Source organism: Thermus sp. KWY1, from assembly GCF_057547025.1.
Genome location: NZ_BAAJPG010000029.1, coordinates 26,979 through 51,791, shown reverse-complemented (window position 1 = coordinate 51,791; position 24,813 = coordinate 26,979). Strand labels below are relative to the sequence as shown.

At 66.7% G+C, this 24,813-nt stretch carries 34 protein-coding genes and 1 tRNA gene; 12 read left to right on the top strand and 23 right to left on the bottom strand.

Annotation, left to right across the window (positions count from 1 at the left end):
• Positions 1–2: 2 nt before the first annotated feature.
• On the bottom strand, positions 3–638 hold the full coding sequence (locus AC27GT_RS09010) for a cytochrome c3 family protein (protein ID WP_015716265.1): 636 nt from the start codon (positions 636–638) through the stop codon (positions 3–5).
• Between the two features lie 228 nt (positions 639–866).
• Between AC27GT_RS09010 and AC27GT_RS09005 the strand changes: the two genes are divergently transcribed.
• Together AC27GT_RS09005 and tsaE are read left to right on the top strand one after the other, a co-directional pair.
• Positions 867–953: transfer RNA gene (locus AC27GT_RS09005), tRNA-Leu, on the top strand.
• 28 nt (positions 954–981) lie between these two features.
• Complete coding sequence (tsaE, locus tag AC27GT_RS09000; protein WP_487223998.1) at positions 982–1,452, top strand: tRNA (adenosine(37)-N6)-threonylcarbamoyltransferase complex ATPase subunit type 1 TsaE; 471 nt, start codon at positions 982–984, stop codon at positions 1,450–1,452.
• Here tsaE and AC27GT_RS08995 read toward each other — a convergent pair.
• The 3 genes from AC27GT_RS08995 to AC27GT_RS08985 are packed head-to-tail and all read right to left on the bottom strand — an operon-like array spanning position 1,381 to position 3,157.
• Positions 1,381–1,848: a TlpA family protein disulfide reductase gene (locus AC27GT_RS08995; RefSeq protein WP_487223997.1), complete on the bottom strand. Its 468-nt coding sequence runs from the start codon at positions 1,846–1,848 to the stop codon at positions 1,381–1,383. The genes tsaE and AC27GT_RS08995 overlap by 72 nt on opposite strands.
• A gap of 58 nt (positions 1,849–1,906) precedes the next feature.
• Positions 1,907–2,407: a metal-binding protein gene (locus AC27GT_RS08990; RefSeq protein ID WP_487223996.1), complete on the bottom strand. Its 501-nt coding sequence runs from the start codon at positions 2,405–2,407 to the stop codon at positions 1,907–1,909.
• 36 nt (positions 2,408–2,443) lie between these two features.
• The gene (locus tag AC27GT_RS08985) at positions 2,444–3,157 is read right to left on the bottom strand and encodes a type 1 glutamine amidotransferase family protein (protein WP_015716262.1); all 714 of its coding nucleotides are present in this window, start codon (positions 3,155–3,157) and stop codon (positions 2,444–2,446) included.
• 73 nt (positions 3,158–3,230) lie between these two features.
• On the opposite strand from AC27GT_RS08985, the gene AC27GT_RS08980 reads away from it, so the two are divergent.
• Both AC27GT_RS08980 and AC27GT_RS08975 read left to right on the top strand, forming a co-directional pair.
• Positions 3,231–3,800, top strand: coding sequence for a TetR/AcrR family transcriptional regulator (locus tag AC27GT_RS08980; protein ID WP_211209620.1), 570 nt, complete (start codon positions 3,231–3,233; stop codon positions 3,798–3,800).
• Complete coding sequence (locus tag AC27GT_RS08975) at positions 3,797–4,291, top strand: CarD family transcriptional regulator (protein ID WP_015716260.1); 495 nt, start codon at positions 3,797–3,799, stop codon at positions 4,289–4,291. The genes AC27GT_RS08980 and AC27GT_RS08975 overlap by 4 nt, the downstream gene beginning before the upstream one ends.
• A gap of 82 nt (positions 4,292–4,373) precedes the next feature.
• On the opposite strand, the gene AC27GT_RS08970 is transcribed toward AC27GT_RS08975, so the two are convergent.
• The 3 genes from AC27GT_RS08970 to ispD are packed head-to-tail and all read right to left on the bottom strand — an operon-like array spanning position 4,374 to position 6,374.
• The gene (locus AC27GT_RS08970) at positions 4,374–4,943 is read right to left on the bottom strand and encodes a TenA family protein (RefSeq protein ID WP_253269343.1); all 570 of its coding nucleotides are present in this window, start codon (positions 4,941–4,943) and stop codon (positions 4,374–4,376) included.
• On the bottom strand, positions 4,930–5,748 hold the full coding sequence (ispE, locus tag AC27GT_RS08965; protein WP_487223995.1) for a 4-(cytidine 5'-diphospho)-2-C-methyl-D-erythritol kinase: 819 nt from the start codon (positions 5,746–5,748) through the stop codon (positions 4,930–4,932). Before ispE ends, AC27GT_RS08970 begins: the two co-directional genes overlap by 14 nt.
• Entirely contained in the window at positions 5,736–6,374 is a 639-nt protein-coding gene (gene ispD, locus AC27GT_RS08960; protein ID WP_487223994.1) for a 2-C-methyl-D-erythritol 4-phosphate cytidylyltransferase, read from the bottom strand. The genes ispE and ispD overlap by 13 nt, the downstream gene beginning before the upstream one ends.
• 54 nt (positions 6,375–6,428) lie before the next feature.
• Between ispD and AC27GT_RS08955 the strand changes: the two genes are divergently transcribed.
• Positions 6,429–7,205, top strand: a complete 777-nt coding sequence (locus AC27GT_RS08955) for an undecaprenyl-diphosphate phosphatase (protein WP_487223993.1) — start codon at positions 6,429–6,431, stop codon at positions 7,203–7,205.
• On the opposite strand, the gene AC27GT_RS08950 is transcribed toward AC27GT_RS08955, so the two are convergent.
• A complete protein-coding gene (locus tag AC27GT_RS08950) occupies positions 7,197–8,258 on the bottom strand; it encodes an alanine--glyoxylate aminotransferase family protein (RefSeq protein ID WP_370533717.1) in 1,062 nt (353 codons plus the stop codon). The two genes, AC27GT_RS08955 and AC27GT_RS08950, sit on opposite strands and share 9 nt — an antisense overlap.
• A 163-nt stretch (positions 8,259–8,421) precedes the next feature.
• On the opposite strand from AC27GT_RS08950, the gene AC27GT_RS08945 reads away from it, so the two are divergent.
• From AC27GT_RS08945 to AC27GT_RS08935, 3 genes are all read left to right on the top strand, one after another.
• The gene (locus AC27GT_RS08945) at positions 8,422–9,465 is read left to right on the top strand and encodes a DnaJ C-terminal domain-containing protein (RefSeq protein ID WP_370533716.1); all 1,044 of its coding nucleotides are present in this window, start codon (positions 8,422–8,424) and stop codon (positions 9,463–9,465) included.
• A gap of 113 nt (positions 9,466–9,578) precedes the next feature.
• Complete coding sequence (locus tag AC27GT_RS08940) at positions 9,579–9,800, top strand: cold-shock protein (protein ID WP_014516375.1); 222 nt, start codon at positions 9,579–9,581, stop codon at positions 9,798–9,800.
• Positions 9,801–9,887: 87 nt separating this feature from the next.
• The gene (locus AC27GT_RS08935; RefSeq protein WP_487223992.1) at positions 9,888–10,361 is read left to right on the top strand and encodes a GNAT family N-acetyltransferase; all 474 of its coding nucleotides are present in this window, start codon (positions 9,888–9,890) and stop codon (positions 10,359–10,361) included.
• Between the two features lie 437 nt (positions 10,362–10,798).
• On the opposite strand, the gene AC27GT_RS08930 is transcribed toward AC27GT_RS08935, so the two are convergent.
• The 9 genes from AC27GT_RS08930 to AC27GT_RS08890 form a co-directional block, all read right to left on the bottom strand.
• Positions 10,799–11,038, bottom strand: a complete 240-nt coding sequence (locus tag AC27GT_RS08930; RefSeq protein WP_015716251.1) for a ferredoxin — start codon at positions 11,036–11,038, stop codon at positions 10,799–10,801.
• Positions 11,039–11,098: 60 nt separating this feature from the next.
• Entirely contained in the window at positions 11,099–11,638 is a 540-nt protein-coding gene (locus tag AC27GT_RS08925; protein WP_126169691.1) for a CBS domain-containing protein, read from the bottom strand.
• A 4-nt stretch (positions 11,639–11,642) separates the two neighbouring features.
• Positions 11,643–12,335: an NTP transferase domain-containing protein gene (locus AC27GT_RS08920; protein ID WP_126169690.1), complete on the bottom strand. Its 693-nt coding sequence runs from the start codon at positions 12,333–12,335 to the stop codon at positions 11,643–11,645.
• 60 nt (positions 12,336–12,395) lie between these two features.
• Positions 12,396–14,012 carry a PEGA domain-containing protein gene (locus tag AC27GT_RS08915; RefSeq protein WP_370533998.1) on the bottom strand — a complete coding sequence of 539 codons (1,617 nt, stop codon included), beginning with the start codon at positions 14,010–14,012 and terminating at the stop codon, positions 12,396–12,398.
• Positions 14,013–14,080: 68 nt separating this feature from the next.
• Positions 14,081–15,031: an acetyl-CoA carboxylase carboxyltransferase subunit alpha gene (locus tag AC27GT_RS08910; RefSeq protein WP_370533997.1), complete on the bottom strand. Its 951-nt coding sequence runs from the start codon at positions 15,029–15,031 to the stop codon at positions 14,081–14,083.
• Positions 15,015–15,872, bottom strand: coding sequence for an acetyl-CoA carboxylase, carboxyltransferase subunit beta (gene accD / locus AC27GT_RS08905; RefSeq protein ID WP_370533996.1), 858 nt, complete (start codon positions 15,870–15,872; stop codon positions 15,015–15,017). The genes AC27GT_RS08910 and accD overlap by 17 nt, the downstream gene beginning before the upstream one ends.
• A 2-nt stretch (positions 15,873–15,874) precedes the next feature.
• A complete protein-coding gene (locus AC27GT_RS08900) occupies positions 15,875–16,240 on the bottom strand; it encodes a bactofilin family protein (protein ID WP_038071230.1) in 366 nt (121 codons plus the stop codon).
• Between the two features lie 10 nt (positions 16,241–16,250).
• Entirely contained in the window at positions 16,251–17,180 is a 930-nt protein-coding gene (locus AC27GT_RS08895) for a M23 family metallopeptidase (RefSeq protein WP_038071228.1), read from the bottom strand.
• Positions 17,181–17,245: 65 nt separating this feature from the next.
• Positions 17,246–18,520: a thymidine phosphorylase gene (locus tag AC27GT_RS08890; RefSeq protein ID WP_487223991.1), complete on the bottom strand. Its 1,275-nt coding sequence runs from the start codon at positions 18,518–18,520 to the stop codon at positions 17,246–17,248.
• 22 nt (positions 18,521–18,542) lie between these two features.
• Here AC27GT_RS08890 and AC27GT_RS08885 point away from each other — a divergent pair, with 22 nt between their 5' ends.
• Positions 18,543–19,061, top strand: a complete 519-nt coding sequence (locus tag AC27GT_RS08885; RefSeq protein WP_487223990.1) for a Uma2 family endonuclease — start codon at positions 18,543–18,545, stop codon at positions 19,059–19,061.
• Positions 19,062–19,083: 22 nt separating this feature from the next.
• Positions 19,084–19,311 (top strand): hypothetical protein, encoded by a 228-nt coding sequence (locus AC27GT_RS08880; RefSeq protein WP_015716241.1) that lies wholly within the window; start codon positions 19,084–19,086, stop codon positions 19,309–19,311.
• Between the two features lie 125 nt (positions 19,312–19,436).
• On the opposite strand, the gene AC27GT_RS08875 is transcribed toward AC27GT_RS08880, so the two are convergent.
• Positions 19,437–20,546 (bottom strand): type IV pilus twitching motility protein PilT, encoded by a 1,110-nt coding sequence (locus AC27GT_RS08875; RefSeq protein ID WP_038071218.1) that lies wholly within the window; start codon positions 20,544–20,546, stop codon positions 19,437–19,439.
• Positions 20,543–21,373: a pantoate--beta-alanine ligase gene (gene panC, locus AC27GT_RS08870; RefSeq protein WP_487223989.1), complete on the bottom strand. Its 831-nt coding sequence runs from the start codon at positions 21,371–21,373 to the stop codon at positions 20,543–20,545. The genes AC27GT_RS08875 and panC overlap by 4 nt, the downstream gene beginning before the upstream one ends.
• Positions 21,374–21,394: 21 nt before the next feature.
• Here panC and AC27GT_RS08865 point away from each other — a divergent pair, with 21 nt between their 5' ends.
• Both AC27GT_RS08865 and AC27GT_RS08860 read left to right on the top strand, forming a co-directional pair.
• On the top strand, positions 21,395–21,676 hold the full coding sequence (locus tag AC27GT_RS08865; protein WP_041438840.1) for a hypothetical protein: 282 nt from the start codon (positions 21,395–21,397) through the stop codon (positions 21,674–21,676).
• A gap of 6 nt (positions 21,677–21,682) precedes the next feature.
• Positions 21,683–22,234 carry a Uma2 family endonuclease gene (locus AC27GT_RS08860; RefSeq protein WP_015716237.1) on the top strand — a complete coding sequence of 184 codons (552 nt, stop codon included), beginning with the start codon at positions 21,683–21,685 and terminating at the stop codon, positions 22,232–22,234.
• A gap of 17 nt (positions 22,235–22,251) precedes the next feature.
• Here the strand turns inward: AC27GT_RS08860 and rsfS are convergent, their stop codons facing one another.
• The 4 genes from rsfS to nadD are packed head-to-tail and all read right to left on the bottom strand — an operon-like array spanning position 22,252 to position 24,812.
• Positions 22,252–22,626 (bottom strand): ribosome silencing factor, encoded by a 375-nt coding sequence (gene rsfS / locus AC27GT_RS08855; protein ID WP_273107319.1) that lies wholly within the window; start codon positions 22,624–22,626, stop codon positions 22,252–22,254.
• A 6-nt stretch (positions 22,627–22,632) separates the two neighbouring features.
• Positions 22,633–23,730, bottom strand: coding sequence for an LCP family protein (locus tag AC27GT_RS08850; protein ID WP_487223988.1), 1,098 nt, complete (start codon positions 23,728–23,730; stop codon positions 22,633–22,635).
• On the bottom strand, positions 23,720–24,277 hold the full coding sequence (gene yqeK / locus AC27GT_RS08845) for a bis(5'-nucleosyl)-tetraphosphatase (symmetrical) YqeK (RefSeq protein WP_487223987.1): 558 nt from the start codon (positions 24,275–24,277) through the stop codon (positions 23,720–23,722). Before yqeK ends, AC27GT_RS08850 begins: the two co-directional genes overlap by 11 nt.
• Complete coding sequence (nadD, locus tag AC27GT_RS08840; RefSeq protein ID WP_019551196.1) at positions 24,252–24,812, bottom strand: nicotinate-nucleotide adenylyltransferase; 561 nt, start codon at positions 24,810–24,812, stop codon at positions 24,252–24,254. Before nadD ends, yqeK begins: the two co-directional genes overlap by 26 nt.
• Position 24,813: the final 1 nt, after the last annotated feature.

Here is a 24,813-nt window from a genome sequence, read left to right as displayed (position 1 = left end):
TCCTAGCGGTGACAGGTGTTGCAGCTGGTAAGGGCCTCCGCCGAACGCACCTGGTAGATCTCCTTCAGCTTCTTGCCCAGTTCGGGATCCGGGGTGTAGGCCATGTTGAAAACCTGCTCCCGGGGCCTGAGGCGGGCCTCGGGCTGGCGGTGGCAGTCCAGGCAGAACTTCATGGTGAAGGCCTGGGGCTGGCGGACCACCGCCATCTGGTCCACCCGTCCGTGGCACTCGGCGCACCCCACCCCCTTGGCCACGTGGGCCCCGTGGTTGAAGTAGACGAAGTCGGGCAGGTTGATGACCCGGTTCCAGCGCAGGGGCTCCCCGGTTTCCCAGCTTCGCCGCACCAGGGCCAGGTTGGGGCTATCGGGCTTGATAAAGGTGTGGCAGGTCATACAGGCCTCCGTGGGGGGCAGGCCCGCGTAGGCCGCCCGCTCCACGCTGGAATGGCAGTAGCGGCAGGAAAGCCCCAACCCTCCGGCGTGGAAGGCATGGCTGAAGGGCACGGGTTGCTCCACGGGCAGGGTGCGGTACTCAAAGGCCCCCACCGCCACCCCGGAAAACACCACCACCAGTAGCGCGAACACCCCTAGAACCGTTCCCCAGAAGAAGGTTTTTACCCATCGGTTGCGCCGCCGCATGCCACCTCCGGTCTTAAGGGCCAAGGCTACGGGCAAAGGGGCAAGGGGTCAATCAAGGGGCGTGGGTTTTTTCATAAGCGAATGGGCCCTACCCGTGCCTACCCTTTAGCAAGGTCTTCTCATGGGTACACTAGCGGAAAGGGGAAGGGACAAATGTCCCAAACCCCGGCAAACCTTGACAAGGAGGAGGCTTTTGCTAAACTAAGGCTTGCGCGTAAGGCGCACCCTGCCGGGATGGTGGAACTGGTAGACACGCCATCTTGAGGGGGTGGTGCCCGCAAGGGCGTGCGGGTTCAAGTCCCGCTCCCGGCACCAAAGAGGCCCTGCGGGGCCTTTTTCCTTTATGCGGCTTCTCCTAGAGCGCACCCTCAAGACCCTCGAGGACACCCAGGCCCTGGCCCGGGAAGCCCTGGCCCTTTTCCCCCCGGGGGCCCTGGTGGTCCTGGAGGGTCCCTTGGGTGCGGGCAAGACCACCTTCGTCCGCTTTCTGGCCGAGGCCTTGGGCTTTAAGGGAAGGGTGACCAGCCCCAGCTACACCCTCATCCACACCTACCCCACCCCGGAAGGCCCCTTGGTCCACGCCGACCTCTACCGCCTGAAGGACCAAAGAGCCCTTCTGCCCCAGCTGGAGGCGGCCCGGGAGGAAGCCCGCCTCCTCCTGGCGGAGTGGGGGGACCCTGGGCTCCTCGAGGCCGATTTCCTCCTGCGCCTCAGCCCCCAGGGTGAGGTGCGCCGGGCAGAGCTATGGCAACTCCACCCCGGCCAGGAGGAGGGCATCCAGCAAGGCCTCCCGCCCGGCCCGCCCAGCGAATAGGGCCACCACCTTGCCCTCGGCATCCACCACGAAGGTCCAGGGCTGGCCCAGGACCTTGAAGCGGTTGGCCACCTCGTGGGGCTTGTCCCTATCCGAGGCCAGCAAGGGAATGAACCGGGGAAAGGCCTTCATGTACTCCAGCACCACCTCCTTGGTGTCCTTGGGCTCCCGGCTGATCACGTAGAAGGGCACCCGGGTTTCCTCCGCCACCCGGTGAAGCCCCGGGAACTCCGCCTTGCACACGGGGCACCAGCTGGCCCAGAAGACGATGACCGCAGGCTTCTTCATGGTGGCGGGGGTGACGAGGTTACCCTTGGGATCCAGAAGGGCGAACTCGGGCAGGCGCTGGCCCGGCTGCACCGCAAGGACCACACCCAAAAGCAGAAGGAACCCCATCCATCGCCTTAGCATGCTTCCATTGTTTACCCTAGCGGGGATGGGTATGTAAACCACCTCACCTTGGCCGCCGCAAGCGCTTAAGGTCGTGGTCGGGCCAGATGCCGTCCGCCACCAGGTGGAGCCACTGGGAAAGGTAGTAGCCCAAAAGGGCCAAACCCCAGACCTCCCAGGGCCAGGAGGGAAGCTTAAAGGAAAACCCCATCCCCAGGTATTTGGCAAGCCCCTGGGCCAGGTACCCCAAGGCCAAAAGAAGCCCCGCCAGGTAACCCAGGCGGGTCAAGGGCCCCAGCACCCAGGTATGGGAAAGCCCCCGGTGGCGGAAAAGCCAGCCGTAAGGACGCCAGAAAAAACCCAAAAGGCCCCAGCGGCGCTGGGACCGCGTGCCCTTCTCCGCCAGGTCCAGATCAGGGGAAAGGAGGAAGGTGCCCGCCAGATAAGCCAGGGTGAAGGCCAAGCCCCGGGGGTCCTCCGGGGAGCCCCCGGCGGCCAGGAAGACCACCGCTCCCCCGCCTAAGACCGTCAGGTTTATGGCCTCGTGCACCCGCCCCGAGGGCATAGGGCCATGTTACCGGAGGAGGGGACCCCGCCCTCCTTAAAGGGCGGGCAGGGGGAAGCGCTCCCCCGCCGAGAGGACGTCCACCTTGAGCCCCTTCACCCCCCGGCCCGTGTACTCCGCCCCCCCGGCGTCCACCAGGGTTACCCCTCCCATCCAGACCTCCCCCAGGCCCTTTAGGAGGCGAAGAGCGGTGTTCTCCAGAAGGCCTAAGCCCACCAGGTCGGGATTGTCGGCCACCAGGCGCGAGAGAGCCAGGAACCGCCCCCTTTCCTCCACCCGGGGGAGGAAGACCAGCCCCCTCAAGAGGGCCAGGCCCAAGGCAGCCTTAACCTCCCCCTCCAGGGAGTAAAAGGCAGCCTCCCCCAGAAGGCCCGCCGCCTCCCCCAAGGCCACCACCCCACCCCCCTGGCGGTGGACCTCCAAAAGGGCCTGGAGAAGGAGACTTCCCCGGATGAGATCCAAAAACTCCGGTAGCCCCTCGGCGGCCAGAAGCACCAGGGGGCTCGCCGCCACCGCCTGGGCTATCTCGGGGTCAAAGGCCTCCTCCCGCCGCCTGAGGTAGAGGACCCTTCCCCGCCTCAGACCCAGGCTCCGGTAAGCGAGCCGCCAGGCCTCCGCCAGGTCCCGCAAAGGATAGGGCACGAGAAAAAGGGCCTCCCCCCTGGCCTCCTCCAGGAGCCTGGCCTCCACCGGGCGCAAGGCCCCCCGAAGGGGATCGGCGGTCAGCAAGGCGAAAAAGCCCTGACGCATACCTGACCTCCTATACCTTTAGGGTAATCCCCTCCTCATGAAAGGAAAAGGGTGATGTGGTAGACTTAAGGGCGTGGCCGCGATGGTATCCCCCCCGGGGGCGCTCTCCAAGGATAAAAAGAGGGCCATCCTCGAGGCCACCTTGGAGATCCTCCGGGAGATGGGGCTTTCCGGGCTCAAAATGGAGGAGGTGGCCCGGCGGGCGGAGGTGGGTAAGGGTACCATCTACCTCTACTTCCGCGACAAGAAGGACCTCCTGAAAAACCTGGTGGAGGAACGCACCTGGGCCTTTTACCGGGAGGTGGAGGAGGTGGTGCGCCAAAAGGCGCCCTTTTTTGTGCGCCTCGAGGGCCTCCTGAAGAAGCGTCTGGCCTGGATCGCCGAGTGGCGGGGCCTGTGGGCGGCGGTAGCCCGGGAGGCCATGGAGGACCCCACCCCCTGGCTCAAGGGGCTCCACCAGCACTACCTGGACCTCCTGGAGGAGCTGGTGCGAAGCGGCCAGGAAGAAGGGGCCGTGCGCCCCGAGCTTTCCCCCAGGGCCACCGCCCACGTGATCGCGGCCTTGGGGTGCACCCCCCAGCTGGAGGTGGAGGCTTATTTGGAGCACCTCATGGAGGTGCTCCGGAAAGGAGTCGCGCCGTGAAAGAGTTCCGTCCCGGCGACAAGGTGGTCTTGCCCCCTTACGGGGTCGGCGTGGTGGCGGGCATAGCCCAGCGAAGCGTGAGCGGCATCAGCCGGGCCTACTACCAGGTGGACTTTCCCGGTTCCCGCTCCAAGGCCTACGTACCCGTGGAGGCTCCCCAAAGCGTGGGCATGCGCAAGGCCCTTGCCCCGGAGGAGGTGCCGGTCATCCTTGACCTCCTGAAGAACGGACGCATGCCCCTGCCCAAACAGTGGGCCGCCCGGCACCGCAAGACCAGCGAGATCCTGGCGGATGGAAACCCCTACCGCATCGCCCAGATGGCCGGGCAGCTCAGGGCCTGGGAGCTGGAACGGGGCCTACCGGACCTGGACCGCCAGGCCCTCAGGCGGGCCATCTACCTCCTGGCGGAGGAGGTTTCCCAGACCCTGGAGATCACCGTGCAGGAGGCCAAGCGTCTCTTCGAAGAGGCCTGGGGCGAAGAACTGAACTGAAGGCCCTTGGGCTAACCAAGGCCCCGGGGTTCCGGGGTCTTTTTCCATCCCACCCCGGATTCCTCAACCGCCAAGAACGGGCTTAAAGCAGCAGGCTCCAGGTTTTCTTCTCCATCTCTAGGATGCGGGCCAGGTAATGCTCCAGGACCCCCGGATCCAGCCCCTCCACCTGGCCCTGGGCCATGACCTCCAGGTCGAAGAGCACCGCCTGGAACTCGGGGGCCGACCAGTGCTCGGCAAGCTCCTGCCAGGGTCCATCCCCCTCCACGTGGGCGTTCCAGGCCTCCAGGAATAGGCGGTTCAGGAAGTAGAAGAATACCAGGCGGTAAGGGTAGGGAAACCCCTCCATCTCCTGGAGCAGGGCGATGTACTCCTGCCGCACCGGGTGAACCGGTTCCCTGGGATCCGCCCCCTGGGAAAGAAGCCAGTCCAGCTCCTCCACCGTGGCCATGAGGGCCTGGACCAAAGGAGCCCGGTGGGGATGGGGGGCCTCCTTAAGAAGCCCCACCTGAAAGCGGTACAGGGCTTCCACGAAGGGGAAATCCTGCTTAAGCCAGAAACTGAACCGCTCCTCGTCCCAGCGGAGGGGCAAGGACTTGATCTCCTCCAAGGCATCCGGGCAACAACCAAAAAGCTCCCTAAATAACTCCATACCCTCCCCCCAGAATTCCGTGCCGGGCATAACCGGCATGCCGCAGGGCCTCCACCACCTTCTTGGCCTGGGCCTCGTCCTCCGCCAGGCCGAAGAAGGCGCTCCCCGAGCCGGACATTAAAACGCCCCTCAAACCCAAGGCCTTAAGCCGGGCCTTCACCTCCTTCAGCTCCGGATGAAGGCGGAAGGCAGGGCCCTCGAGGCTATTCCAATAGGGTGGCTCCTCCCCTTTCTCCAGGGCCTCGAGGATCTCCGAAACCGGAAGCTCGGGCCCGAAATCGTGAGGCTTCACCTCCCCATACACCCTGGGGGTGGGAAGGCGCAGGCCCAAGGAGAAGACCACCACCGGCAAGGGGGAAAGGGAAAGGGGCCTGAGCCTCTCCCCCACCCCCCGGGCCTCCGCCACCCCTCCCTGGAGGAAGAAGGGCACATCGGCCCCCAGGGAAAGGGCCAAGGAGGATAGGTCCACCTCCGCCGGGTAGAGCTCCTTCAGGCCCAGAAGCACCTGGGCGGCATCCGAACTCCCCCCGCCAAGACCCGCCCCCTCGGGGAGCCTCTTTTCCAGGAGGATCCGCACCCCCCCGGGCCAGCCCGCCCTTTCCAGATAGGCCGCCGCCGCCCGGTAGGCCAGGTTCCTTTTCCCGTACCGCCCGCGGAACTCGATCCCCTCGGGGATGGGCTCCAGGAAAAGCCGGTCCCCGAAGGATAGGCTGGCGAAGAGGGTGTGGAGCTCGTGGTAGCCATCCGGCCTCCTCCCCAGGAGGGAGAGGCCCAGGTTCACCTTAGCCACCGCTAGGCGCTCCATACCCTCGCCAAAGCCTCCGCCAGGGGCAGGTCCTCGGGGTAGGTGATCTTGAAGGCGGCCCTCTCCCCCTCCACCAGGGCCACGGGATAGCCCAGGGCCCTCACCAGCTGGGCGTCGTCGGTGGCGGAAAGCCCCCGCTTCCTGGCGTAGGCGTGGGCCTCCCGCAAGAGGGCGGTGAAGAAGCCCTGGGGGGTTTGGACCAGGCGCAGGGCCTCCCGGGGTACCACCTCCCCATACCCCTCCCCTTCCGGCCGCATGAGGGTATCCGGCAGGGGCAGAACCGGCACCGCCGCCCCCGTGGCGCGGGTGGCCTCGAGGACCCGCCCCATCAGCCTCTGGCTCACGAAGGGCCGGGCCACGTCGTGGACCAGAACCAGAGGGAGGCTTGCCGCCTCCAGGAGGCGGGAAACCGACTCCTGCCGGGTTCTGCCCCCCTCTAAAAAGGTGGCGCGAAGCCCCTTGGGGACAGGAGCTCCGGGGGGCAGGGCCACCAGGACCTCCGCCGCCTCCTTGAAGGCCTCCACGGCCCACTCCAGGAGGGTCTTCCCCCCCACCCGCAGGAAGGCCTTGGGCCCAAGGCCCAGCCGCTCCCCGTTCCCGGCGGCGGGGATCAGGACGGAAACCATCCGGTGTTCGCTTGTCAGCGAAGCACCCACGATTCCCATGGTAGCATGGGCTCCATGAGCCTTTGGGAAGCCCTTCTCTTAGGGGTGGTGGAGGGGCTCACGGAGTTCCTGCCCGTTTCCTCCACCGGCCACCTAACCCTCCTCTTCCACCTCCTGGGCCTGCCCATCCAAGAGGATCCCTTCCTCAAGACCTTCCTCATCGCCATCCAGCTGGGGGCCATCCTGGCCATCCTCCTCCTTTACGGAAGGCGCTTTGCGGTGGACCGGGCCCTCTGGCTCAGGATCGGAGTGGCCTTCCTGCCCACCGCGGCCATGGGCTTCCTCCTCTACCCCCTCATCAAGGGGAAGATCCTGGGAAACGACGGCATCGTGGTCTTCTTCCTCTTCTTCGTGGGCTTGGTCCTCCTCCTGGCCGACCGCCTGGCGGAACGGGCCCGCTATGGGGATGTGCTGGAGCTCCCCCTAGCCCAGGTGGCCTTAATCGGGGTCTTCCAGGGCCTGGCGGCCCTCTTCCCCGGCACCAGCCGGAGCGGGGCCACCATCCTGGGAGGCCTCCTCCTGGGCTTGAGGCGCAAGGCAGCAGCGGAGTTCAGCTTCCTCCTGGCCCTTCCCACCATGCTGGCCGCCGTGGGCTACGACCTCCTGAAAAGCGCTCCCGCGGTGCCCCAGGGGGGCTGGAACCTTCTTGGGATGGGCTTCCTCGCCGCCTTGGTCACCGCCCTCTTCACCGTGCGCTGGATGCTCGCCTTCGTGGAGCGCCAGGGCTTCAAGCCCTTCGCCTATTACCGCATGGCCCTGGCCTTGGTCTACGCCTACTTCTTCCTACGCTAGGGCCAGAACCCTATCCAGGGTTTCCAGGAACTCCTGGTAGGCCTCCCTCCGGGCTCCTTCCCCCATGAGGCCGAGCCGCAAAACCTGCCCCCGGGTGGGCCCGATTCCCCCGGCCACCGCCACCCCCTGGGCGTAAAGGGCCTTCACCAGCCGGTCGGCCTCCACCCCCTCAGGGGGGCGCACCACCAAGACCGTGGGCAGGGGGCTGGCCTTGGGGTAGGGGCGGAAACCCCGTTCCCTTAGCTCCCCAAGCAGCCAGGCGTAGACCTCCTTCGCCCTTTGTTCCCGGGCCTCCATCCCCTCCTCCAGGACCAGGTCCAAAGCCTCCAGCAGGGCGTAGTGCAGGAGGACCGGGGTGGTGTGGTGGTAGCCGCCCCGCTCCCAGTGCTCCGCCACCCGGGCAAGGTCCAGGTACCAGCCCCGCCTGCCGGTGAAGGCCTTGCGGGCCTCGAGGCTCACGGCAATGGGGGCCAGGCCCGGGGGAGCGGAGAGGCACTTCTGGCTGCCCGTGAAGGCGTAGTCCACCCCCATCTCCCGCATGGAGAAGGGAAGCATCCCCAGGGTGGTGACGGCATCCAGGAAGAAAAGGGCCCCGGCCTCCTTGGCCAGGGCCCCGATCTCCCGGGCCGGGTTCAGCACCCCGGTGGAGGTCTCCCCGTGGACCAGGGCCACCATGCGGTAGCGCCTCACCTTTAGGGCCCGGGCCACGGCCTCGGGGTCCACGGGCTCGCCCGGAGGGAACTCCAAAACCGCGGGTTCCAGGCCGTGCACCTGGGCCATCTCCGCCACCCTCTGGGAGAAGGCCCCGTTCACCAGCACCAGGACCGGGCCCCGGTCCAGGTTGGCGAGGCCGGCCTCCATGCCCAGGCTTCCCGAGCCCGCCAAAGCCGCCAGCAGGGCGCCTTCCCCGGGGTCAAAGAGCCGGGCAAGCCTCTCCTGTATGGCTCGGTTCACCGCCAGCACCTCGGGGTCCAGATGGCCCCGCATGGGACGGAGAAGAGCCTTTTGCACGCGCTCGGGGATGGGGGTGGGTCCAGGGGTCAGAAGCAGCATCTTGCCTCCTCTACTCCCGCCGGAAGCGGGCATAAGAAAAGCCCCCGCGGCGATACCGGGGGGGCCCTTCCCGAAGGAAGGGGCCCCCTACCGGATAGCTCGCAGGAGCCTCATTGAGGCCCACTTTAGCCCAAGGCCCCTTTCCTTGTAAAGTGCTACCTGGATGAAGGACTACTACGCCATCCTGGGGGTGGGCCGGGAGGCCACCCAGGAGGAGATCAAAAAGGCCTACCGCAAACTGGCCCTCCAGTACCACCCCGACCGCAACCCCGGGGACAAGGAGGCGGAGGAGCGCTTCAAGGAGATCAACGAGGCCTATGCGGTTCTCTCCGACCCCGAAAAGCGGGCCCGGTACGACCGGGGGCTTTTGGGGGCACCCGAGCTCCAAACCGAGGACCTCTTTGACCTCTTCGCCCAGGTCTTCGGCTTCCGCACGGGGCGCACCGCCCCAAGAGGGGAGGACCTCGAGGCCCAGGTGGAAGTGGACCTGGAAGACCTCCTCACCGGCAAGGAGGTGGAGGTCGCCTACGCCCGCTTGGTGCCCTGCGAAGCCTGCCAAGGCCAAGGGGGCAGGAGGGTGGTCTGCCCCACCTGCGGGGGTAGGGGGGTGGTGGAAACCTATCGTCAGGGTCTTTTTGGCGGGTTCCTGACCCGCTCCACCTGCCCCCACTGCAAGGGGCAAGGCCATCTCCTGGCGGAGGCCTGCCCGGTATGCCGGGGCCGGGGCCGGGTGGCCAGGGAGGAAAGGGTACGGGTACGCATCCCCCCGGGCATGGACGAGAACCGCCTGCTTCGGGTACCGGGTTACGGCAACCTGGCCCCCGGGGGTCCCGGGGACCTGTACGTGCGCTTGAAGATCCGCCCCCACCCCCACCTGGAGCGGGAAGGCCCCCACCTGGTCTACCGCTTGAAGATCGGCTTGGCCCAGGCAGCCCTGGGTACCCGGGTGGAGGTGCCCGGGCTTTCGGGCCCCATCCCCTTGGAGATTCCCCCGGGCACCGGGCACGGGGAGGTGTTTGAGCTTCCCGGAGAAGGCCTTCCCTACCCTGGGGGCCGGGGAGCCTTAAGGGTGGTGGTGGAGCTTTCCGTGCCCAAAAACCTTAGCCCCAAGGCCAAGGAACTCCTCAGGGCCTACGCCAAGGAGGTGGGGGAGGAAGTGGCTCCCGAAGGCTTCTTTGAAAGGCTACGGGGGTTCTTCCGCAAGTAGGTCCTTCGTGGTATAGTGAGGCATTCCGGGTCGCTATAGGGTGGCCCCTCGGGTCTAAAGCAACCCCTAAGGCCCCGGATACGAGCCCAAGGGCTCGGAAGCGAAGGAGCAGTATGCAGAAGGGTCGGGTCAAGTGGTTCAACGCGGAGAAGGGCTACGGCTTCATTGAGCGCGAGGGCGACACCGATGTGTTCGTCCACTTCAGCGCCATCAACGCCAAGGGGTTCCGCACCCTGAACGAGGGCGACATCGTCACCTTTGACGTGGAGCCGGGCAAGAACGGCAAGGGCCCCCAGGCGGTGAACGTCACCGTGGTGGAGCCGGCCCGCAGGTAAAGGGCAACCCGGACCGCCGTGGGGAAGACCCACGGCGGCTTCCTTTTGGGGAAGCTATCACCCCTTTCTCAGACCCCAGCCGGTAGCATGGGAGGGATGCGGACCCTTAACCTGAGCCTACGTCCAGTGCTTCCAGAGGACGCTCCCCTCCTGCATCAGCTCTTCCTGCGAAGCCCCGGGTACTTCGCCCTGATCGGTATGGAACCCCCGGCCCTCGAGGACGTGGCCCGGGACCTTTCCACCCTGGAGAAGGACGAGCGCCGCCGGGCCTTCCTCCTCTACCTGGAGGAGGAGGCGGTAGGGTACCTGGACTACAAGCTGCGCTACCCCGAGCCCGAGGACGCCACCCTAAGCCTCCTCCTCATCCGGGAAGACCGCCAGGGGCAGGGCCTGGGACGAAGGGCCCTGGAGCACCTCCTAAACCACCTGACGGGGGCCGAGCGGCTTTATGCGGTGGTCTACGGCAACAACGCCCGGGCCAGGGCCTTTTTCCAAGCCCAGGGTTTCCGCCACGTGAAGGATGGGGGCCCCACCCTGAGCTGGTACGTGCGGGAACTATAACCCATCACCCCACCCGGGCGAGAGCCCAGGTGGGGTGCACCCGAATCGTGAGGACTCCCCAGACTAAAGTCCGGGGCTTCTCGGGGTTTCCCCCGAAGGCCCCGTCCGGGCCCAGAAAGACCTTGACTCCGTATCGGCAGGCGAGCGCAATGCTTCTGGCTCTGCCACGGGTGTTCGTTTGGAGTTTTACCCATCGGACTACCCGATGGAACCCCCTACTCCAAGTTTCAAGGTCCACGGGGAACTTTGTCCCCAAGAACATTGTACCAAATCCGTGTCCACCTGTGGTGGACGTAGGGGGTAGGGGAGTCCATGTATCCCCGGTTTGGTCAGCCTGTGTCACGCGTTAGCGTATCTTGAGGGCTATCTTGGAAACCGGGGGATTATAGCTCCCCCACACCCCCTCTTTTCTCTAAGCCCGCTCTGGGCCAAAGCTCCTAGCCCAAACCGGCCAGCTTGCGGTTCTTCTCGATGTAGGACTTCCACTGCTCGGGAACATCCTCCTCGGGGAAGATGGCGTTCACCGGGCAGGCGGGTACGCAGGCCCCGCAGTCGATGCACTCCTCGGGGTGGATGTAGAACTGATCCCCCCCGTCGTAGATGCACTCCACGGGGCAGACCTCCACGCAGGACTGGTCCTTTACGCCGATGCAGGGTTCACAGATCACGTGCGGCATCCTTCACCTCCTAAGCCACCCTCCCCCCTATTTTAGGGGAGAAACCCTCCTGTCAAGGGGCTAGGCCCCCAAGTAGCGGAAGAAGGCCTCCCGGGAGATGGCCCCCACCACCTCTTCCCCCTTCACCACCAGGACCAGGGGTTGCCGCAGGAAGAGGGGGGAGAGCTCGCTGACCGCCACCTCAGCCTCCACGCTGGGGACCTCCTCCAAAGGGAGGATGTGGTCGGAAAGGCCCAAAAGCCCCACCGGGCGCCCTTCCTGCACCAACAGGGCCACCCCCCGGCCCTCGTAGGCCTCGAGGGCCTCCACCCGGGGCAGGGGCCTCGCCAGGCGGCGGGCCGGGGTGGGCCAGAGAAGCCCGGCGGTGAGCAGGGTGGTGCAGGGCACCCGCACCGCCTTCTTGGCCACGTAGAGGGCAAAGGTGAAGAAGAGGAGAAACCCCAGCCCCTCCAGGAGGCCGGTAAAGTTAAAGCTCTCCCACCCCAGCCTGCCCCCACCCCCGAGGAGGGAGTGCAGGAGGTAGGAGAAGAGAAGGCCCAGCACCAAGGCGGCCAGATAGGCGAAAAGCCCGGCCAGGCGGAGTTCCTTCACCGTGCGCATGGGCTTAGCTTACCAGTTCCTCCTCCCGGTCCACGTCCACCCCCACCTCGGGGTAAGGGGTGATGAGGGCCTTGGCCTCCACCCCGAGAATCCTCCCCGCCCTCGCCTCCAGCTCCGTGAGAGAAAGCCTCCCCAGAAGAAGCTTGATGAGGATGTCCAGGCCGATGAGCCGGGCCAGGGCCAAGGGTTTCTTCCTTAAGGCCACCACCTTTTTGGCCAGGGGCAGGGCCTGGTAGAAAAGCCCCTTATCCAGAAGCACCAGGTTCCCCCCGGTGAAAACCCCCTCCCGCAGGCGGGCGTAGGTGCGCCGGGTGTGGGGAAAACGGGCCTCCACCGCCTCCTTCGGCACGATGGGGTAGACGAGGGCAGCCTCCGGGGCCCTTTCCAGCACATATCGCACCGCCTCCGGGGTGAGGTGGGGGATGTCGGCGGTGGCCACCAGGACCCGTCCCTCCACCTGCTCTAAGGCTGCCTCCAGGTTCCCAAGCAGGCTTCCCCTGTCCGGCAAGGTCAAGCGAGGAGAGGGGTTTAGCCCCGGGTTCTCCCCCACGTAGACCACGGAAAGCCCCGCCTCCTTCAAGGCGGAAAGCACCCACTCCGCCATGGGCCTTCCCCGGTAGGGCACCAGGGCCTTGCTCCGCACCCCATACTTTCGGGCCCACGCCTCCTCGCCGCCTCCCAGAACAATGGCCTCCACGCCCCTATGCTAAAGGTTTTGCCGGGGCCCCCACCCCGGCGACGCCGGGGTGGGGTGGCATCAGAGGGGCCTAAGGGTAAACCTCAGCACCTGGTTCCCGGTGATGCGTACTGTCTCCACCAGGGTGCGGTACCCAGGGGCCACCAAGGTAAGTTCATGCTCGCCGAAGGGCGCCTCGAGGCGCAGGTAACCGCCCTTGGCCACCCCCACTTCCTTCCCATCCAGGAAGACCCGGGCCTCCACGTTCAGGTAAAGCTCCAACACCGCCCGCACCGGAACGAGTTCCACATAAAGCCTGACGCTTTCCCCGGGGCGCACCTCCACCTGGGCCCGGTACTCCCCGTAGCCGGGGGCCAGGACCCGCACCTCGTGCAGGCCGGCCTCGAGGCTCACCCTCAAGGGAGCGCGGCCCGCCAGACGCCCGTCCAGATAGACCTCCGCCCCCTCGGGCCTGGCCTCGAGGACCAGCTCCCCGGTGCGGATGGGCCTCAAGGTGGCAGCCAGCCGGGTCTCCCGGCCCCGCTCCACCCGCACCGTGGCCTGGTAGGGCTCGTAGCCCGGGAGGCGGTACTCCACCCGGTAGGTCCCCTCCTCCAGGGTGAGGCGCAGGGGGGTGCGGCCCTGGAGGCGGCCCTCCAGGTAGACCTCGGCCCCCGCCGGGCTTGTCTCCAGGAGGAGGGTGCCGGTGCGGGGCAGGGGGGTGAGGCGCACGTCCAGCCTCGTGGTCTCCCCCCTCCGCACCTGCACCGTGGCCCGGTAGGGCTCGTAGCCCGCAAGCCGGAGCTCCACCCCGTAGCGGCCCTCGGGAAGGCTCAAGGAGAGGGGCGTCCGGCCCCGGAGAGCGCCGTCCAGGTAGACCTCGGCCCCCGAGGGGTTGGAGGTGACGGCGAGCGTCCCCTGCCGAACCTCGGGCACCAGCTGGGCGAAGACCTGCACCCTTTCCCCCGGCTTGGGGTTCACGGTTACCCGGTAGCTCTGGTAGCCGGCAAGCCGGAACTCCACCTCGTGCCGCCCGGGATTCACCGAGAGGGTAAGGGGGGTGCGCCCCTGCAGGCGGCCGTCCAGGTAGACGTCCGCCCCTTGGGGCCTCGAGTCCACCACCAGGGTGGCCGTGGCCGGGGTGGGCGGGGGAGCTGTGACCCGGCCCACGAAGTAGCGGGCCACGTCCGTGACCCAGTCCTTGTCGGGGATGGGCTCAATCACGATGGAAAGCGCCCGGGCTAAGCCCTCCGCCCCCTGGACCCGCACCTGATTGCGCTCCACATCCAGGATCTCCCCCAGGGAAAGGGGGCGCTTGCTGGCCACCGCCAGGATGCGGTCCTCACCCTCGGGACCCGTCACCGTGTAGCGGTAGCGGGCCCCTTCCGGGGGAAAGCGCCGGGTTTCCCCGGCCCGGAGGAAGTTGTTCCGTTCGAAGGCGTTGGGCAGGATGGGGTCGATCTTGCCGTCGGCGTTGATGTTGAAAAGGTAGACGTAGGCATCCTGGTTCACGTTCACGTAGATGAAGATGGGCTCACCGATCTGGTAAACCGCACCTCCCCGTTTCCCGGGGTCCTTGTCCACCCAGACCTTCACCTGAAGGTCGGTGGGCGCGGGATTCACAATGATCCCCTGGGGGCTTATCTGCTGGGCCAACGCCGCCCCAAAACCCAGGATGGCCAAAAGGAGCTTCCGCATAATCCTCACCTCCGCCCTCAGGCTAAAGCCTCCCTGTGAAAATCCTGAGGGAAAAGGGACAAGGCCCCTTAAGACTCGGCGTAGGCCCCAAGGGTGCGGAAGCGGCGGTAACGGTCCCGGTAGAGCTCCTCCGGGGAAAGCCCTTTGAGCTCCTCGAGGGTCTTCAGAAGGGCTTCCTTGATGTTGCGGATGGCCTGGTCGGGGTCCTTGTGGGCCCCGCCCTCGGGCTCGGGGACGATGGCGTCCACCACCTTCTGGGCCAGGAGGTCCCTTGCGGTGAGCTTCAAGGCCTCGGCGGCCTTGGGGGCCTCCTTGGCATCCCGCCAGAGGATGGCGGCGCAGGACTCCGGGCTGATCACCGAGTACCAGGCGTTTTCCATGATGAGGACCCGGTTGGCCACCCCGATGGCCAAGGCCCCCCCGCTACCCCCCTCCCCCAGGATGAGGGCGATGGCGGGGACCCGTAGGCGGCTCATGCGCTGGATGCTCTGGGCGATGACCCAGGCCTGGCCCCGCTCCTCCGCGGAAACCCCCGGGTAGGCCCCCGGGGTGTCGATGAAGGAGAGGAAGGGATAGCCGAACCGGTCCGCCAGGTCCATGAGGCGCATGGCCTTGCGGTACCCCTCGGGGTGGGGCATGCCGAAGTTACGGTGGAGGTTTTCCTTGGTGTCCCGCCCCTTCTGGTGGCCCACCACCACCACCTTCTGCCCCTCCAAGTAGGCGAGCCCCCCCACGATGGCGGGATCGTCGGCGAAGGCCCGGTCCCCATGGAGCTCCAAAAAGTCCTGGAAGGCCTTCTCCAGGACGTCCAGGGTGGTGGGGCGGCCCGGGGCCCGGGCCAGCTGCACCCTCTGCCAGGCGGTGAGGCCGCCGTAGACCTCCTTCTTAAGCCTGGAAAGCCGCTCCTCCAGCAGGTGGATCTCCGCCTCGAGGTCCACCCCCGTGGTGCGGGCCGTCTCCCTTAGCTCGGCGATGCGTTTTTCCAGCTCCAGGATGGGCTTTTCAAACTCCAACGGCATAGGGAACTCCAGGGTGCAGATGACGAAGGGCCCGGACCAGCTCGCCCTTGAGCTTCCTGCGATCGGTAACCCGGTCCACCATCCCGTGCTTCAGCAAAAACTCCGAGCGCTGGAAGCCCTCGGGCAGCTCCTGGCGGATGGTCTGGCGGATGACCCTGGGCCCGGCAAACCCAATGAGGGCCCCGGGCTCGGCGAAGATCACGTCGGCCAAGGCGGCGAAGCTGGCGGTGACTCCCCCGGTGGTGGGATCGGTGAGGATGGAAACATAGGGAAGGCGCTTCTCCCAGAGGCGGTCCAGGCTCATCACCGTCTTGGCCATCTGCATGAGAGAAAGGGCCGCCTCCTGCATCCTGGCCCCGCCCGAGGCGGCCACGATCACCAGGGCCCGGCCCTCCGCCGCCGCCCGTTCCGCCCCCCGGGCGATCTCCTCCCCCACCACGCTCCCCATGGACCCCCCGGCGAAGGCGTAGTCCATCACCAGAAGGACCGCAGGCACCCCGCCGATGGTGCAGGTGCCCCCCAGGATGGCGTCCTTGCGACCGGTTTCCTCCTGGTAGGCCCTGAGCCTTTCCGCATAGGGCTTGGTGTCCACGAAGCCTAAGGGATCCAGGGGCCTAAGCCCGGTGATCTCCTGGAAGGTGCCGGCATCCGCCAGCATCTCCACCCTTTCGGAAGCGGGCACCCGGTGATGGTGGCCGCACTTGGGGCAGACGTAGAGGTTTTCCCGGAACTCCTTCTTGTAGAGCTGGGCCCCGCAGGCCTCGCACTTGGTCCAAAGCTCGGGGACGTCCCGGTTCCCCCCGCTGGGCCTTTTTCTTCGGAAAAGCCGCTCCAGGGCCACGCTTATGCCTCCTTGGGAGCCTCGAGGGCCCTGGTCTCCCCCGCCAGGCTCTGGCCGATGAAGACCGCTCCCGCCTCCACGTCCAGGGCCTGGGCCCGCACCGTGCCGGTGAAGCGGGCCGTCTTGGAAAGGCTCACCTTCTGAGCCACCAGGTCCGCCTTCACCTCCCCGTGGATCTGGACGCTCCCTGCCTCCACCCTTTCCCCTTCCACCCGGCCCGTGCGGCCCACCTCCAGCTCTCCTTCCACGTAGACCGAGCCTTTGACCAGGCCGTCGATGCGCACCTGGCCCTTGGCCCTCAGATCCCCCAGGACCTCGGTGTCGGGCCCCAGGTAGGTGAGGGTCCCCGCCTGCTTTCTCCCCAGCATCCGCCCCATTTTAACGGGAGGCCCAAAGGGGGTCTAGGTAGAGCCTGGGATCCCGGGGGGAACCGTAACGGTAGACGCTGTAGTGGAGATGGGGACCGGTGGAGCGGCCCGTGGAGCCCACGTACCCCAGGACCTGCCCCTTCTCCACCCTCTGCCCGGGACGCACCAGGATGCGGGAAAGGTGGCCATAGAGGCTCTGGTACCCCTCGGCGTGGTCCAGGAGGACGGCGAGGCCATAGGCCCCCATCCAGCCAGCCCGGGCCACCACCCCGCTTCCCGTGGCGTAGACGGGGGCGCCGTAAGGGGCGGAGAGGTCCAGGCCGTCATGGAACTCGTACCCCCGGCCAAAAGGGTTCTTGCGCATGCCAAAGAAGGAGGTAACCCCCTCGTAGCCCCTCAGGGGCAGGCCCCGGGGGAGGCTTCGCTCCACCTCCAGGGTCCTTTCCAGGGCCGGCACCACCTCCTTAAGCTGGTTCCTTAGGTCCAGGACCTCGGCCCGCACCTCCGCCCAGCCCGCCAGGGACTCCTCGGAGGAAGCCACAGCCCCACCCCCCTGGCCCCCTTCCTGGTAGCGCACGGGAAGGGCGTTTAAAGGGGAAAGCCCCGCCCGGCGGCGGAGCTCCTCTATGGCCTTCTTGATTTCTTCTAGCTCCTTTTTGGTGCGCCTGGCCTCCTCCGAAAGGGCCCCGTTTTTGGCCCGCTCCGCCTCGAGGGCCAAGGAAAGCCTCCTGGCCTCCTGGGAAAGAGCCTGGAGGCGAACCTCCAGGGTTCGGGCCTCCCGGCTCTTATGCCAGAGGTAGAGGTTGGCCCCGGTCCAAAGGGTTAGGAGGGCCAAGAAGAAGGCCACGGCCCACCCCGGCAGGGACACCGCCCGGCTCCCCCCACCGCTTCGGGCGAGGAGAAGGGTATAGCGCAAGGGCCTTCTAGCCTGCCGCTTCATCCGGAAGAGTATACCCTGTACACCCCACCCCTCCGCCACCTGCCCCGCGCAACCCTATCGCGGCCTCAGGGCACAGCATCCAGGACCAGGGGCAGGGGGCTTGCCGAAAGTCCCAGCTGGAAGGCCTCCCTTAAGTGGGCCAGGGCTTCCTCCAAACCCTTCCCGCGGTGGTAGACCAGGGCCAGGACCTCCCCCCTTTCCACCCGGTCCCCGGGCTTTTTCAGCAGATAGACCCCCACCCCGTGGTCGATGGCCTCCCCCTTCTTCCTACGCCCGCCCCCCAGGGCTAAGACCGCCAGGCCCACCCGGTAGGCATCCACCTCCTGCACCACGCCCTCCTTCTCCGAGGCGAGGGGAAGCTCCTCCCCCAGGGGAAGGAGGGAGAAGTCCTCCACCACCCGGGGGTTTCCCCCCTGGGCCTCGAGGAAGGCCTGGAACCTTTCCAGCGCCCTGCCGCTTTCCCAGGCCCTACGGGCCAGGCTTGGGTCCAGCCCCTCAAGCCGTAAGGCCTCCTCCGCAAGGCGCAGGGCCACCTCCACGAGGTCCTCCGGTCCCTTTCCCTTCAGGGTCTCTATGGCCTCCCGGACCTCTACGGCGTTCCCCACCGCCCGGCCCAGGGGGGCCTCCATGCTGGTGAGGAGGGCCTTAACCCTTCGGCCCGCCCCCTGGCCGATCCCCACCATGGTCCTGGCGAGAAGCCGGGCTTCCTCTAAGGTCTTCATGAAGGCCCCCTTGCCCACCTTCACGTCCAAGACGATGCTCCTCGCCCCGGCCGCCAGCTTCTTGCTCATGATGGAGCTGGCGATCAAGGGGATGCTCTCCACCGTGGCCGTGACATCCCTTAGGGCGTACAGCTTGCCGTCCAAGGGGGCCAGGTCCGGGCTTTGGGCGGCGATGACCAGGCCGATGCGCTCGGCCCTTTCCAGAAACTCCCCCTCCGTCATCTCCCCCCGCCAGCCCGGCACCGACTCCAGCTTGTCGATGGTCCCCCCGGTGTGGGCCAGGCCCCGGCCCGACATCTTGGCGAAGGTGCACCCCGCCGCCGCCAGGATGGGCCCCACCACCAGGCTCACCTTGTCCCCCACCCCCCCGGAGGAGTGCTTGTCCACGGGGTGGGGCAGGTGGGAGAGGTCCAGGACCCTCCCCGAGTAAGCCATGGTTTCCGTAAGCCATAGGGTTTCCTCCGGGTCCAGGCCCCTCAGGAAAGCAGCCATGAGCCAGGCGGATACCTGGTAGTCCGCCACCTCTTCCCTGAGGTAGCCCTCGAGGAAAACCTTCAGGTCCTCCCGCCTGTGCTTCAGGCCCTCCCGCTTCTCGCGGATGAACTGCACCGGGTTCATGCCCCCATGCTACGCTAGGGCTATGGCCCAGCGGTACCGGTTTGGGATCGAGGAGTTCGAGCGCCTCTTCCAGGGGGTCAAGGGGGTGGAACTTCTGGACGGGGAGGTGTACCAGATGAGCCCTATCGGTCCGAAGCATGCCGAGGTGGTGGCCCGTTTGGTTACCCGGTTCGCTCAGGCCCTGGGGGATAAAGCCCGCGTCTGGCCGCAAAATCCCATGCGCCTGCCCCCGGGCTCCGAGCCCCAACCCGATATCGCCCTCCTCAAGCCCAAGGACTACTGGGAGGCCCTCCCCAGCGCCGAGGACATCCTGCTCCTGGTGGAGGTTTCCGAGTCCAGCCTGGACTACGACCGGAACGTGAAGCTTCCCCTTTATGCCCGCTCGGGAATCCCCGAGGTGTGGATTCTCGACCTCTCGGAAAACCGCCTCCACGTCTTCCGCCACCCCAAGGAGGGCCTTTACACGGAACACCGCATCCTTCTCCCGGGCGAGGAGGCCGAACCCCTCCACTTCCCTGGGGTGCGCATTCCCTGGTCTTGAACCTCCGCGCTAGCGGGTTCTTATGCGTATCACCTTGGACCTCCCCGACCCCCTGTACCGCCACCTCAAGCTCCAGGCAGCCAAGGAGGGGAAAACCCTGCGGGAGCTGGTGATCCGCTACCTGGAGGAGGGCATGCGCCACCAGGCCCAGCGCCAGTCCCGTCCTTTGCCCAAGATCCCCCCGGCTGGCCGCCAGATTTCTGCCTGGACAGGTACCGAGCTCTGGAGGCTTATCGAGGACAGCCCCTGACCTTGGTACCGATGCCTACCTGGCTGCCCTTGCCCTGGCCGGGAGGCACTGGATGGTGATCCTCGACCGGGACTTTCTGGGCTTCCCCGGCCTCGAGGGCTGGCTCCTGAAGCCCTAGAAGGCCCCTAGTACGCCTGCCCCGTGGCCTTGGTGAGGAGGAGCCTGAACTCGTGGGGGCTGGTGGCGGCGGAAAGGGCGTCCTCCAGGGAGATGAGCCCCTGGGTGTAGAGCTCCACCAAATGCTGGTCGAAGGTGTGCATCCCGTGGATGGAGCCCTCCATCATGGCCTCCTTGATCTGGGGGGTCTTGTCCTCATCCTTGATGAGCTCCCGCACGTAGGGGGTGGCGATGAGGACCTCGAGGGCCAAAACCCGACCCTTGCCGTCCGCCCGGGGCAGAAGGCGCTGGGAGAGGATGCCGAGAAGGGACTCCGCCAGGAGGATGCGCACCTGCTGGTGCTCGTGCAGGGGGAAGAACTCGATGATGCGGTTGATGGTCCGCCCGGCGTCCAGGGTGTGCAGGGTGGAAAGCACCAGGTGCCCCGTCTGGGCCGCCATGAGGGCGGCCTCCACCGTTTCCTTGTCCCGCATCTCCCCGATCAGGATCACGTCCGGGTCCTGGCGCATGGCGTACTTGATGCCCGAGTAGAAGCTATCCGTGTCCAGCCCCACCTCCCGCTGGACCACCAGGCTCTTCTTGTGCTTGTGCAAAAACTCTATGGGGTCTTCTATGGTGATGATGTTCTTGGCGTAGTGCAGGTTGATGTGGTCGATGAGGGCCGCCAGGGTGGTGCTTTTCCCTGAACCCGTGGGCCCAGTCACCAGGATAAGCCCCCGCTCCTTGGCGGCCAGCCCCTCCATCACCTCCCGGGGCAGGCCCAGGGCCTCGAAGCTGGGGATGACCTCGGAAACCACCCGCATCACCAGGCCGAAGCTTCCCCTCTGCCTCAGGAGGTTGCAGCGGAAGCGGGCCACCCCGGGGATGGTGTAGGCGAAGTCCAGCTCCTTGCGGTACTCCACCTCTTCCCACTGCTCCGGGGTGAGGAGGGCCTTGGCGATGGCCTCGAGGTCCTTGGGGGTCAGGGGCCGGTTGCCAAAGGGCTTCAGCTTGCCGTCCACCCGGATCACGGGCGGGGCCCCCGCCTGCAGGTGGATGTCCGAGGCCCGGGCCTGGACCATGGCCTTGAACATCTCCAAGAGGCTCTGCTTGCCCTCCTGGGGAGAAGCCTCGCTCATGGGTACACCTCCAGGTTATCGATCAGGCGCACCTCGGGGAAGCGGCCCGCCACAATCCCCCTGGCCCCAGGGACAAAGCGGGAGAGGGGGAGAAGGGTCTCGGGGTGGACGATGGCCAGGTAGTCCGGCTGAAACTGAGGAACCTCCCTAAGCACTTCCTCCCCCCTTCCCAAGGCCTCGGCCACGCCTTCTCCCCTTAAGGCTGCTTCCCGCATGGCCTGCAGGGCCCGGTAAAGCACCGTGGCCTCCTTGCGCCTTTCCGGGGAAAGGTACACATTGCGGCTGGAAAGGGCAAGCCCATCCTCCTCCCGCACCGTGGGCACCCCCACCACCTCCAGGGGAAAGCCCATGTCCCGGACCATTTTGCGGATCACCAGAAGCTGCTGGTAATCCTTCTCCCCGAAGTAGGCCCGGCTCGGCCCCACCAGGAGGAAAAGCCTGGCCACCACCGTGGCCACCCCCTGGAAATGGCCGGGGCGCACCGCCCCCTCCCAAAGGGCGGTGAGGGAACCCTCCACGTTGACCCGGGTGGAGAAGCCCGCCGGGTACATCTCCTCCACGCTGGGGGCGAAGAGAAGATCCACCCCCGCCTCCTCCAAAAGGGCCTGGTCCCGCTTCAGGTCCCTGGGGTAGCGGTGGTAGTCCTCCCCCGGGCCAAACTGCAGGGGGTTCACGAAGATGGAGACCACCACAAAGGGGTTCTCCTTCCGGGCCCTTTCCACCAGGGCCAGGTGCCCCCGGTGGAGGTAGCCCATGGTGGGGACAAACCCCACCCCCTCCCGGGGGAGGGCCTGCCTTAGCTCGGCCACGGTGTGCGCCACCTTCACGGGCCCCAGTATACTTTCCCCGTGGGCAAGAAGAAGCGCGAGGAAAAGCTCAAGAAGAAAGCCCTGAAGGAATGGGAGGAGAGGCGGCCCAAGACCTTTCGGGAAGCCCTTAAATACTTTCCCGGGGTCTTCCTCCGCACCACCTTGGTTATGGTGGCGGCCACCTTCCTCCTCATCGCCGTCGCCGCCTTGGGCTTAGCCTGGGCCCAAAGCTTCTGGTTCCAGCTTCTCGTCTACCTGGGGTTTTACCTCCTCTTCCAGCGCTTCATCATGGGGCCTTTAGCCCCACCCCGGATAAAATGAGGGCAGATGGCCGAGCCCGCGGAAGTCCAGCGCCCCCTGACCCTCGAGGCCTACCTGGAGGAGGAGGCCCGAAGCCCTGTGCGCCACGAGCTGGTCCGGGGCTTCCCGAGAGCCATGGCCGGGGCCAGCCGCCGCCACAACCTCCTGGTGGTGGCCCTGGTGGCGGCCCTTTTCCCCCGGGCCCGGGAAAAGGGGTGCCGGGTCCATGCGGAAACCTTTAAGCTCAAGGTGGCCCCCGACACCGTCTACTACCCCGATCTCATGGTGGTTTGCGGCCCTCCAGGGGAAAACCCCTTTTTGGAAGAACGCCCCTGCCTGGTCCTGGAGGTCCTCTCCCCTTCCACGGAGGCCCAGGACCGCTGGGAGAAGATGCGGGCCTATCTGAATCTGGAAAGCCTCCAGGCCTATCTGCTCCTGGACCCGGAAAGGAAGGGCCTCGAAGGGTATTTCCGCGAGGGGAAGGGCTTCAGCCTGAAGCGCTACGCCGGCGGCCAGGTGCCCCTGCCCTGCCTGGACATGTCCTTGGACCTAGAAGCCATCTACTCGGCCCTGGACTAGGCGCAGGGCCTGGGTCCTCATATCCTCTCGGCGTCCGCCCAGAACCCCTCCAGGTCGTAGTACTCCCGGGCCTCAGGGGTCATGAGGTGGACCACCACCTCCCCGTAGTCCAGGACCACCCAGCGGGGGCTCTGCCCCTCCGTGGGCCTGGGGCGAAGCCCCTCCTCCTCCAGCTTCTCCTGCACGTGGCGCTCCAGGGCCTGAAGATGGGGGGTGCTGGTGGCGCTGGCCAGGACGAAGTAGTCCAGGCTCTCGGACACCGCCCGGAGGTCCAGGGCCACCACGTTTTCCGCTTTCTTTTCCCAAAGGAGATCCTTGATCCTCGCTACCAGCTCCACTGCCTCTTGCTTACGCAAATCTAGCCCTTCGTGCTGACCGAGGGTCTTTACCATCTACCCCTATTGTACCAGGTCCCGCCCGAGCTCCACCACCACCCCGGGAACCGGCCCGTGGGGCGCAAGAAGGGGCAGGTGGAAAAGCTCGGCGAAGTAGCTTCCGGCCTCGAGGTCCTTGGTGTAGACCGCGCTTTGCGCCACCTCCGCCTCCTCCACCTGGGCCTCGATTCCCTCCCGGGCAAGAAGGGCTTGGCCCCAAAGGATCAGGCTCCTTTCCCCCTTTAGGCGCACGGGCACTTGGGGCGGAGAGGAAGGCAGGGCCATCCCCATCCATGGGGCCAGGACCTGGGCCCGGGCTTCCTCGTCCACCAGGAGGAAGGTCCCCCTCCCCTCGCGGGTGGGCAGGGTGGCCACGGAAAGCCTCAGGCCCTGGACCCCGGGCAGATAGGCCAAAACCTCATCCAGGGAAAGATCGGTGTCCAGCTCCCGCCAGGCCTCCCTTAGGGCCAGGGCCAAGGCCGGCCAGGTGCGGGGGTCCTGGGCCTTCTTGAGCACCTGGGATACCACCCCCTTGATGCGGTCCAGCCGGGCATAATCCCCCAGGGCGTCGTGGCGGAAGCGCATGTACTTCACCGCCTCCTCCCCGTTTAGGTGAAGCCTTCCCGCGGGGAAGTCGATGAAAAGCCTCGCCGCCCGGTCGGTGTAGCGCATGGGGCGCTCCAGGTAGACCTCCACCCCCCCCACGGCGTCCACCACCCGGGCCACGCTTTCCAGGGTGAGGATGAGGTGCCTTTCCACCACCAGGCCCGTGGCCTCCGCCACCGCCTGCTTCAAAAGCTCCGCCCCACCCCGGGCGTAGGCGGCGTTGATCTTGCCCCCCACCACCGGGCTATAGAGGTCCCGGGGGATGGCCAAGGCCCTGGCCTCCCCTCCCCTAAGGCGCACGTAGAAGATGGTGTCCGTGCGGCTTCCCGGGCCGCATGGGGTCTGGTAGCCGCAGTACTCGATGTCCCGGGCCGCCACCACCACCCCCATCTCGGGCAAGGCCCCAGCCCTCCTGGGCCGCATTCCTTCCTCCTCTCCCGGCCGCGGCCAGGAGAGCACCCCCCCGAGGGCGAAAAGGGCCAGGGAAAGGAGGAGGAGGGAAAGCCTAGGGCGCATCCTGCAAGCGGCGGTACACGGCCAGGGTCCGGGGATGGATGGGGATGCCCTTGGCGGTGAGGTATTCCACCTTGTTCTGCACCGCCCGGCGGTAGGCCTCGAGGAGCCTCCCCGAAAGGGCGAGCTCCCGGATCTCCCCGTTCACCCCCCGGCCGGGCTCGGAGATGTCGGCGATGTAGAGGGCCATGCCCAGGCCATTTTCGGGGTCCACCCCGTACACGTGCCCCTCCACCGCCTCCAAAACCTCCTCGTCCTTTACCCCCCAGGCCTCGGCCAGAACCCGGGCCGCCCGGCCGTGGAGGGAAAGGGGATGAGCCCTTTCCACCTCGTTCTCCGGGGGGGCCAGTCTAAGGAGCTCCTCCTCCCCCAGGTCCCGGGCGGCGTCGTGGAGAAGCCCCGCCAGGTAAGCCCGCTCCCCATCCAGGCCGTTTTTAAGGGCGATCTCCTGGGCCAGGGCCGCCACCCTCTGGATGTGCGCCCACCTTTCCGGCCGGACCAAGGCCTTTACCCTCTCCTCCAGCTCAGCGGTAGAGACCGTGCTTTTCAAGGTACACCTCCACGGGCCTGGGCACCCAGAAGCGGATGCTCTCTCCTTCCCGGATCCGCCTCCGGATCTCCGTGCTGGATATCCCCACCTCGGGCACCAGCAAAGGCACCACGGGCACCGGCATCCCCTCCAAGGGGTAGCCGGGCCGGGCCACGGCCACTAAGGTGGCCAGCTCATGAAGCCGGTGCCCTTCCTTCCAGGTGAGGATATCCCGGTAGGCATCGGCCCCGGTGATGAAGAAGAGCTCATCCTCTGGGAAAAGCCTCCTGGCCTCCCTTAGGGTGTCCACGGTGTAGCTTGGGCCCGGCCGGTCCAGCTCCAGCCTCGAGGCCAAGAACCCCTTCTCCTCCGCCGTGGCCAGGAGGACCATCTCGTAGCGGGCCTCCGCCGGGGCCACCGGGGTCTTGTGGGGGGGGCGGGCCGCCACCACGAAGAGGACCAGGTCCAGCCCCAAGGCCGCCCGGGCCTCCGCCGCCGCCAAAAGGTGCCCCAGGTGGATGGGATCGAAGCTCCCGCCGAAAAGGCCTATGCGCAAG

What these genes read in the sequence shown, in the direction of transcription:
- AC27GT_RS08910 (WP_370533997.1), bottom strand. Translation starts at nt 15,031, where the DNA reads ATGCCGTTGGAGTTTGAAAAGCCCATCCTGGAGCTGGAAAAACGCATC.
- AC27GT_RS08930 (WP_015716251.1), bottom strand. Translation starts at nt 11,038, where the DNA reads ATGCCGCACGTGATCTGTGAACCCTGCATCGGCGTAAAGGACCAGTCC.
- rsfS (WP_273107319.1), bottom strand. Translation starts at nt 22,626, where the DNA reads ATGGTAAAGACCCTCGGTCAGCACGAAGGGCTAGATTTGCGTAAGCAA.
- AC27GT_RS08885 (WP_487223990.1), top strand. Translation starts at nt 18,543, where the DNA reads ATGGCCCAGCGGTACCGGTTTGGGATCGAGGAGTTCGAGCGCCTCTTC.
- AC27GT_RS08945 (WP_370533716.1), top strand. Translation starts at nt 8,422, where the DNA reads ATGAAGGACTACTACGCCATCCTGGGGGTGGGCCGGGAGGCCACCCAG.
- AC27GT_RS08940 (WP_014516375.1), top strand. Translation starts at nt 9,579, where the DNA reads ATGCAGAAGGGTCGGGTCAAGTGGTTCAACGCGGAGAAGGGCTACGGC.
- AC27GT_RS08935 (WP_487223992.1), top strand. Translation starts at nt 9,888, where the DNA reads ATGGGAGGGATGCGGACCCTTAACCTGAGCCTACGTCCAGTGCTTCCA.
- AC27GT_RS08890 (WP_487223991.1), bottom strand. Translation starts at nt 18,520, where the DNA reads ATGAACCCGGTGCAGTTCATCCGCGAGAAGCGGGAGGGCCTGAAGCAC.
- AC27GT_RS08860 (WP_015716237.1), top strand. Translation starts at nt 21,683, where the DNA reads ATGGCCGAGCCCGCGGAAGTCCAGCGCCCCCTGACCCTCGAGGCCTAC.
- AC27GT_RS08895 (WP_038071228.1), bottom strand. Translation starts at nt 17,180, where the DNA reads ATGAAGCGGCAGGCTAGAAGGCCCTTGCGCTATACCCTTCTCCTCGCC.
- AC27GT_RS08915 (WP_370533998.1), bottom strand. Translation starts at nt 14,012, where the DNA reads ATGCGGAAGCTCCTTTTGGCCATCCTGGGTTTTGGGGCGGCGTTGGCC.
- AC27GT_RS08985 (WP_015716262.1), bottom strand. Translation starts at nt 3,157, where the DNA reads ATGCGTCAGGGCTTTTTCGCCTTGCTGACCGCCGATCCCCTTCGGGGG.
- AC27GT_RS08875 (WP_038071218.1), bottom strand. Translation starts at nt 20,546, where the DNA reads ATGAGCGAGGCTTCTCCCCAGGAGGGCAAGCAGAGCCTCTTGGAGATG.
- AC27GT_RS08950 (WP_370533717.1), bottom strand. Translation starts at nt 8,258, where the DNA reads ATGCTGCTTCTGACCCCTGGACCCACCCCCATCCCCGAGCGCGTGCAA.
- AC27GT_RS08955 (WP_487223993.1), top strand. Translation starts at nt 6,429, where the DNA reads ATGAGCCTTTGGGAAGCCCTTCTCTTAGGGGTGGTGGAGGGGCTCACG.
- AC27GT_RS08880 (WP_015716241.1), top strand. Translation starts at nt 19,084, where the DNA reads ATGCGTATCACCTTGGACCTCCCCGACCCCCTGTACCGCCACCTCAAG.
- tsaE (WP_487223998.1), top strand. Translation starts at nt 982, where the DNA reads ATGCGGCTTCTCCTAGAGCGCACCCTCAAGACCCTCGAGGACACCCAG.
- AC27GT_RS08990 (WP_487223996.1), bottom strand. Translation starts at nt 2,407, where the DNA reads ATGCCCTCGGGGCGGGTGCACGAGGCCATAAACCTGACGGTCTTAGGC.
- AC27GT_RS08970 (WP_253269343.1), bottom strand. Translation starts at nt 4,943, where the DNA reads ATGGAGTTATTTAGGGAGCTTTTTGGTTGTTGCCCGGATGCCTTGGAG.
- ispE (WP_487223995.1), bottom strand. Translation starts at nt 5,748, where the DNA reads ATGGAGCGCCTAGCGGTGGCTAAGGTGAACCTGGGCCTCTCCCTCCTG.
- AC27GT_RS08925 (WP_126169691.1), bottom strand. Translation starts at nt 11,638, where the DNA reads ATGCGCACGGTGAAGGAACTCCGCCTGGCCGGGCTTTTCGCCTATCTG.
- AC27GT_RS08900 (WP_038071230.1), bottom strand. Translation starts at nt 16,240, where the DNA reads ATGCTGGGGAGAAAGCAGGCGGGGACCCTCACCTACCTGGGGCCCGAC.
- ispD (WP_487223994.1), bottom strand. Translation starts at nt 6,374, where the DNA reads ATGGTTTCCGTCCTGATCCCCGCCGCCGGGAACGGGGAGCGGCTGGGC.
- AC27GT_RS08995 (WP_487223997.1), bottom strand. Translation starts at nt 1,848, where the DNA reads ATGGGGTTCCTTCTGCTTTTGGGTGTGGTCCTTGCGGTGCAGCCGGGC.
- AC27GT_RS09010 (WP_015716265.1), bottom strand. Translation starts at nt 638, where the DNA reads ATGCGGCGGCGCAACCGATGGGTAAAAACCTTCTTCTGGGGAACGGTT.
- AC27GT_RS08850 (WP_487223988.1), bottom strand. Translation starts at nt 23,730, where the DNA reads ATGCGCCCTAGGCTTTCCCTCCTCCTCCTTTCCCTGGCCCTTTTCGCC.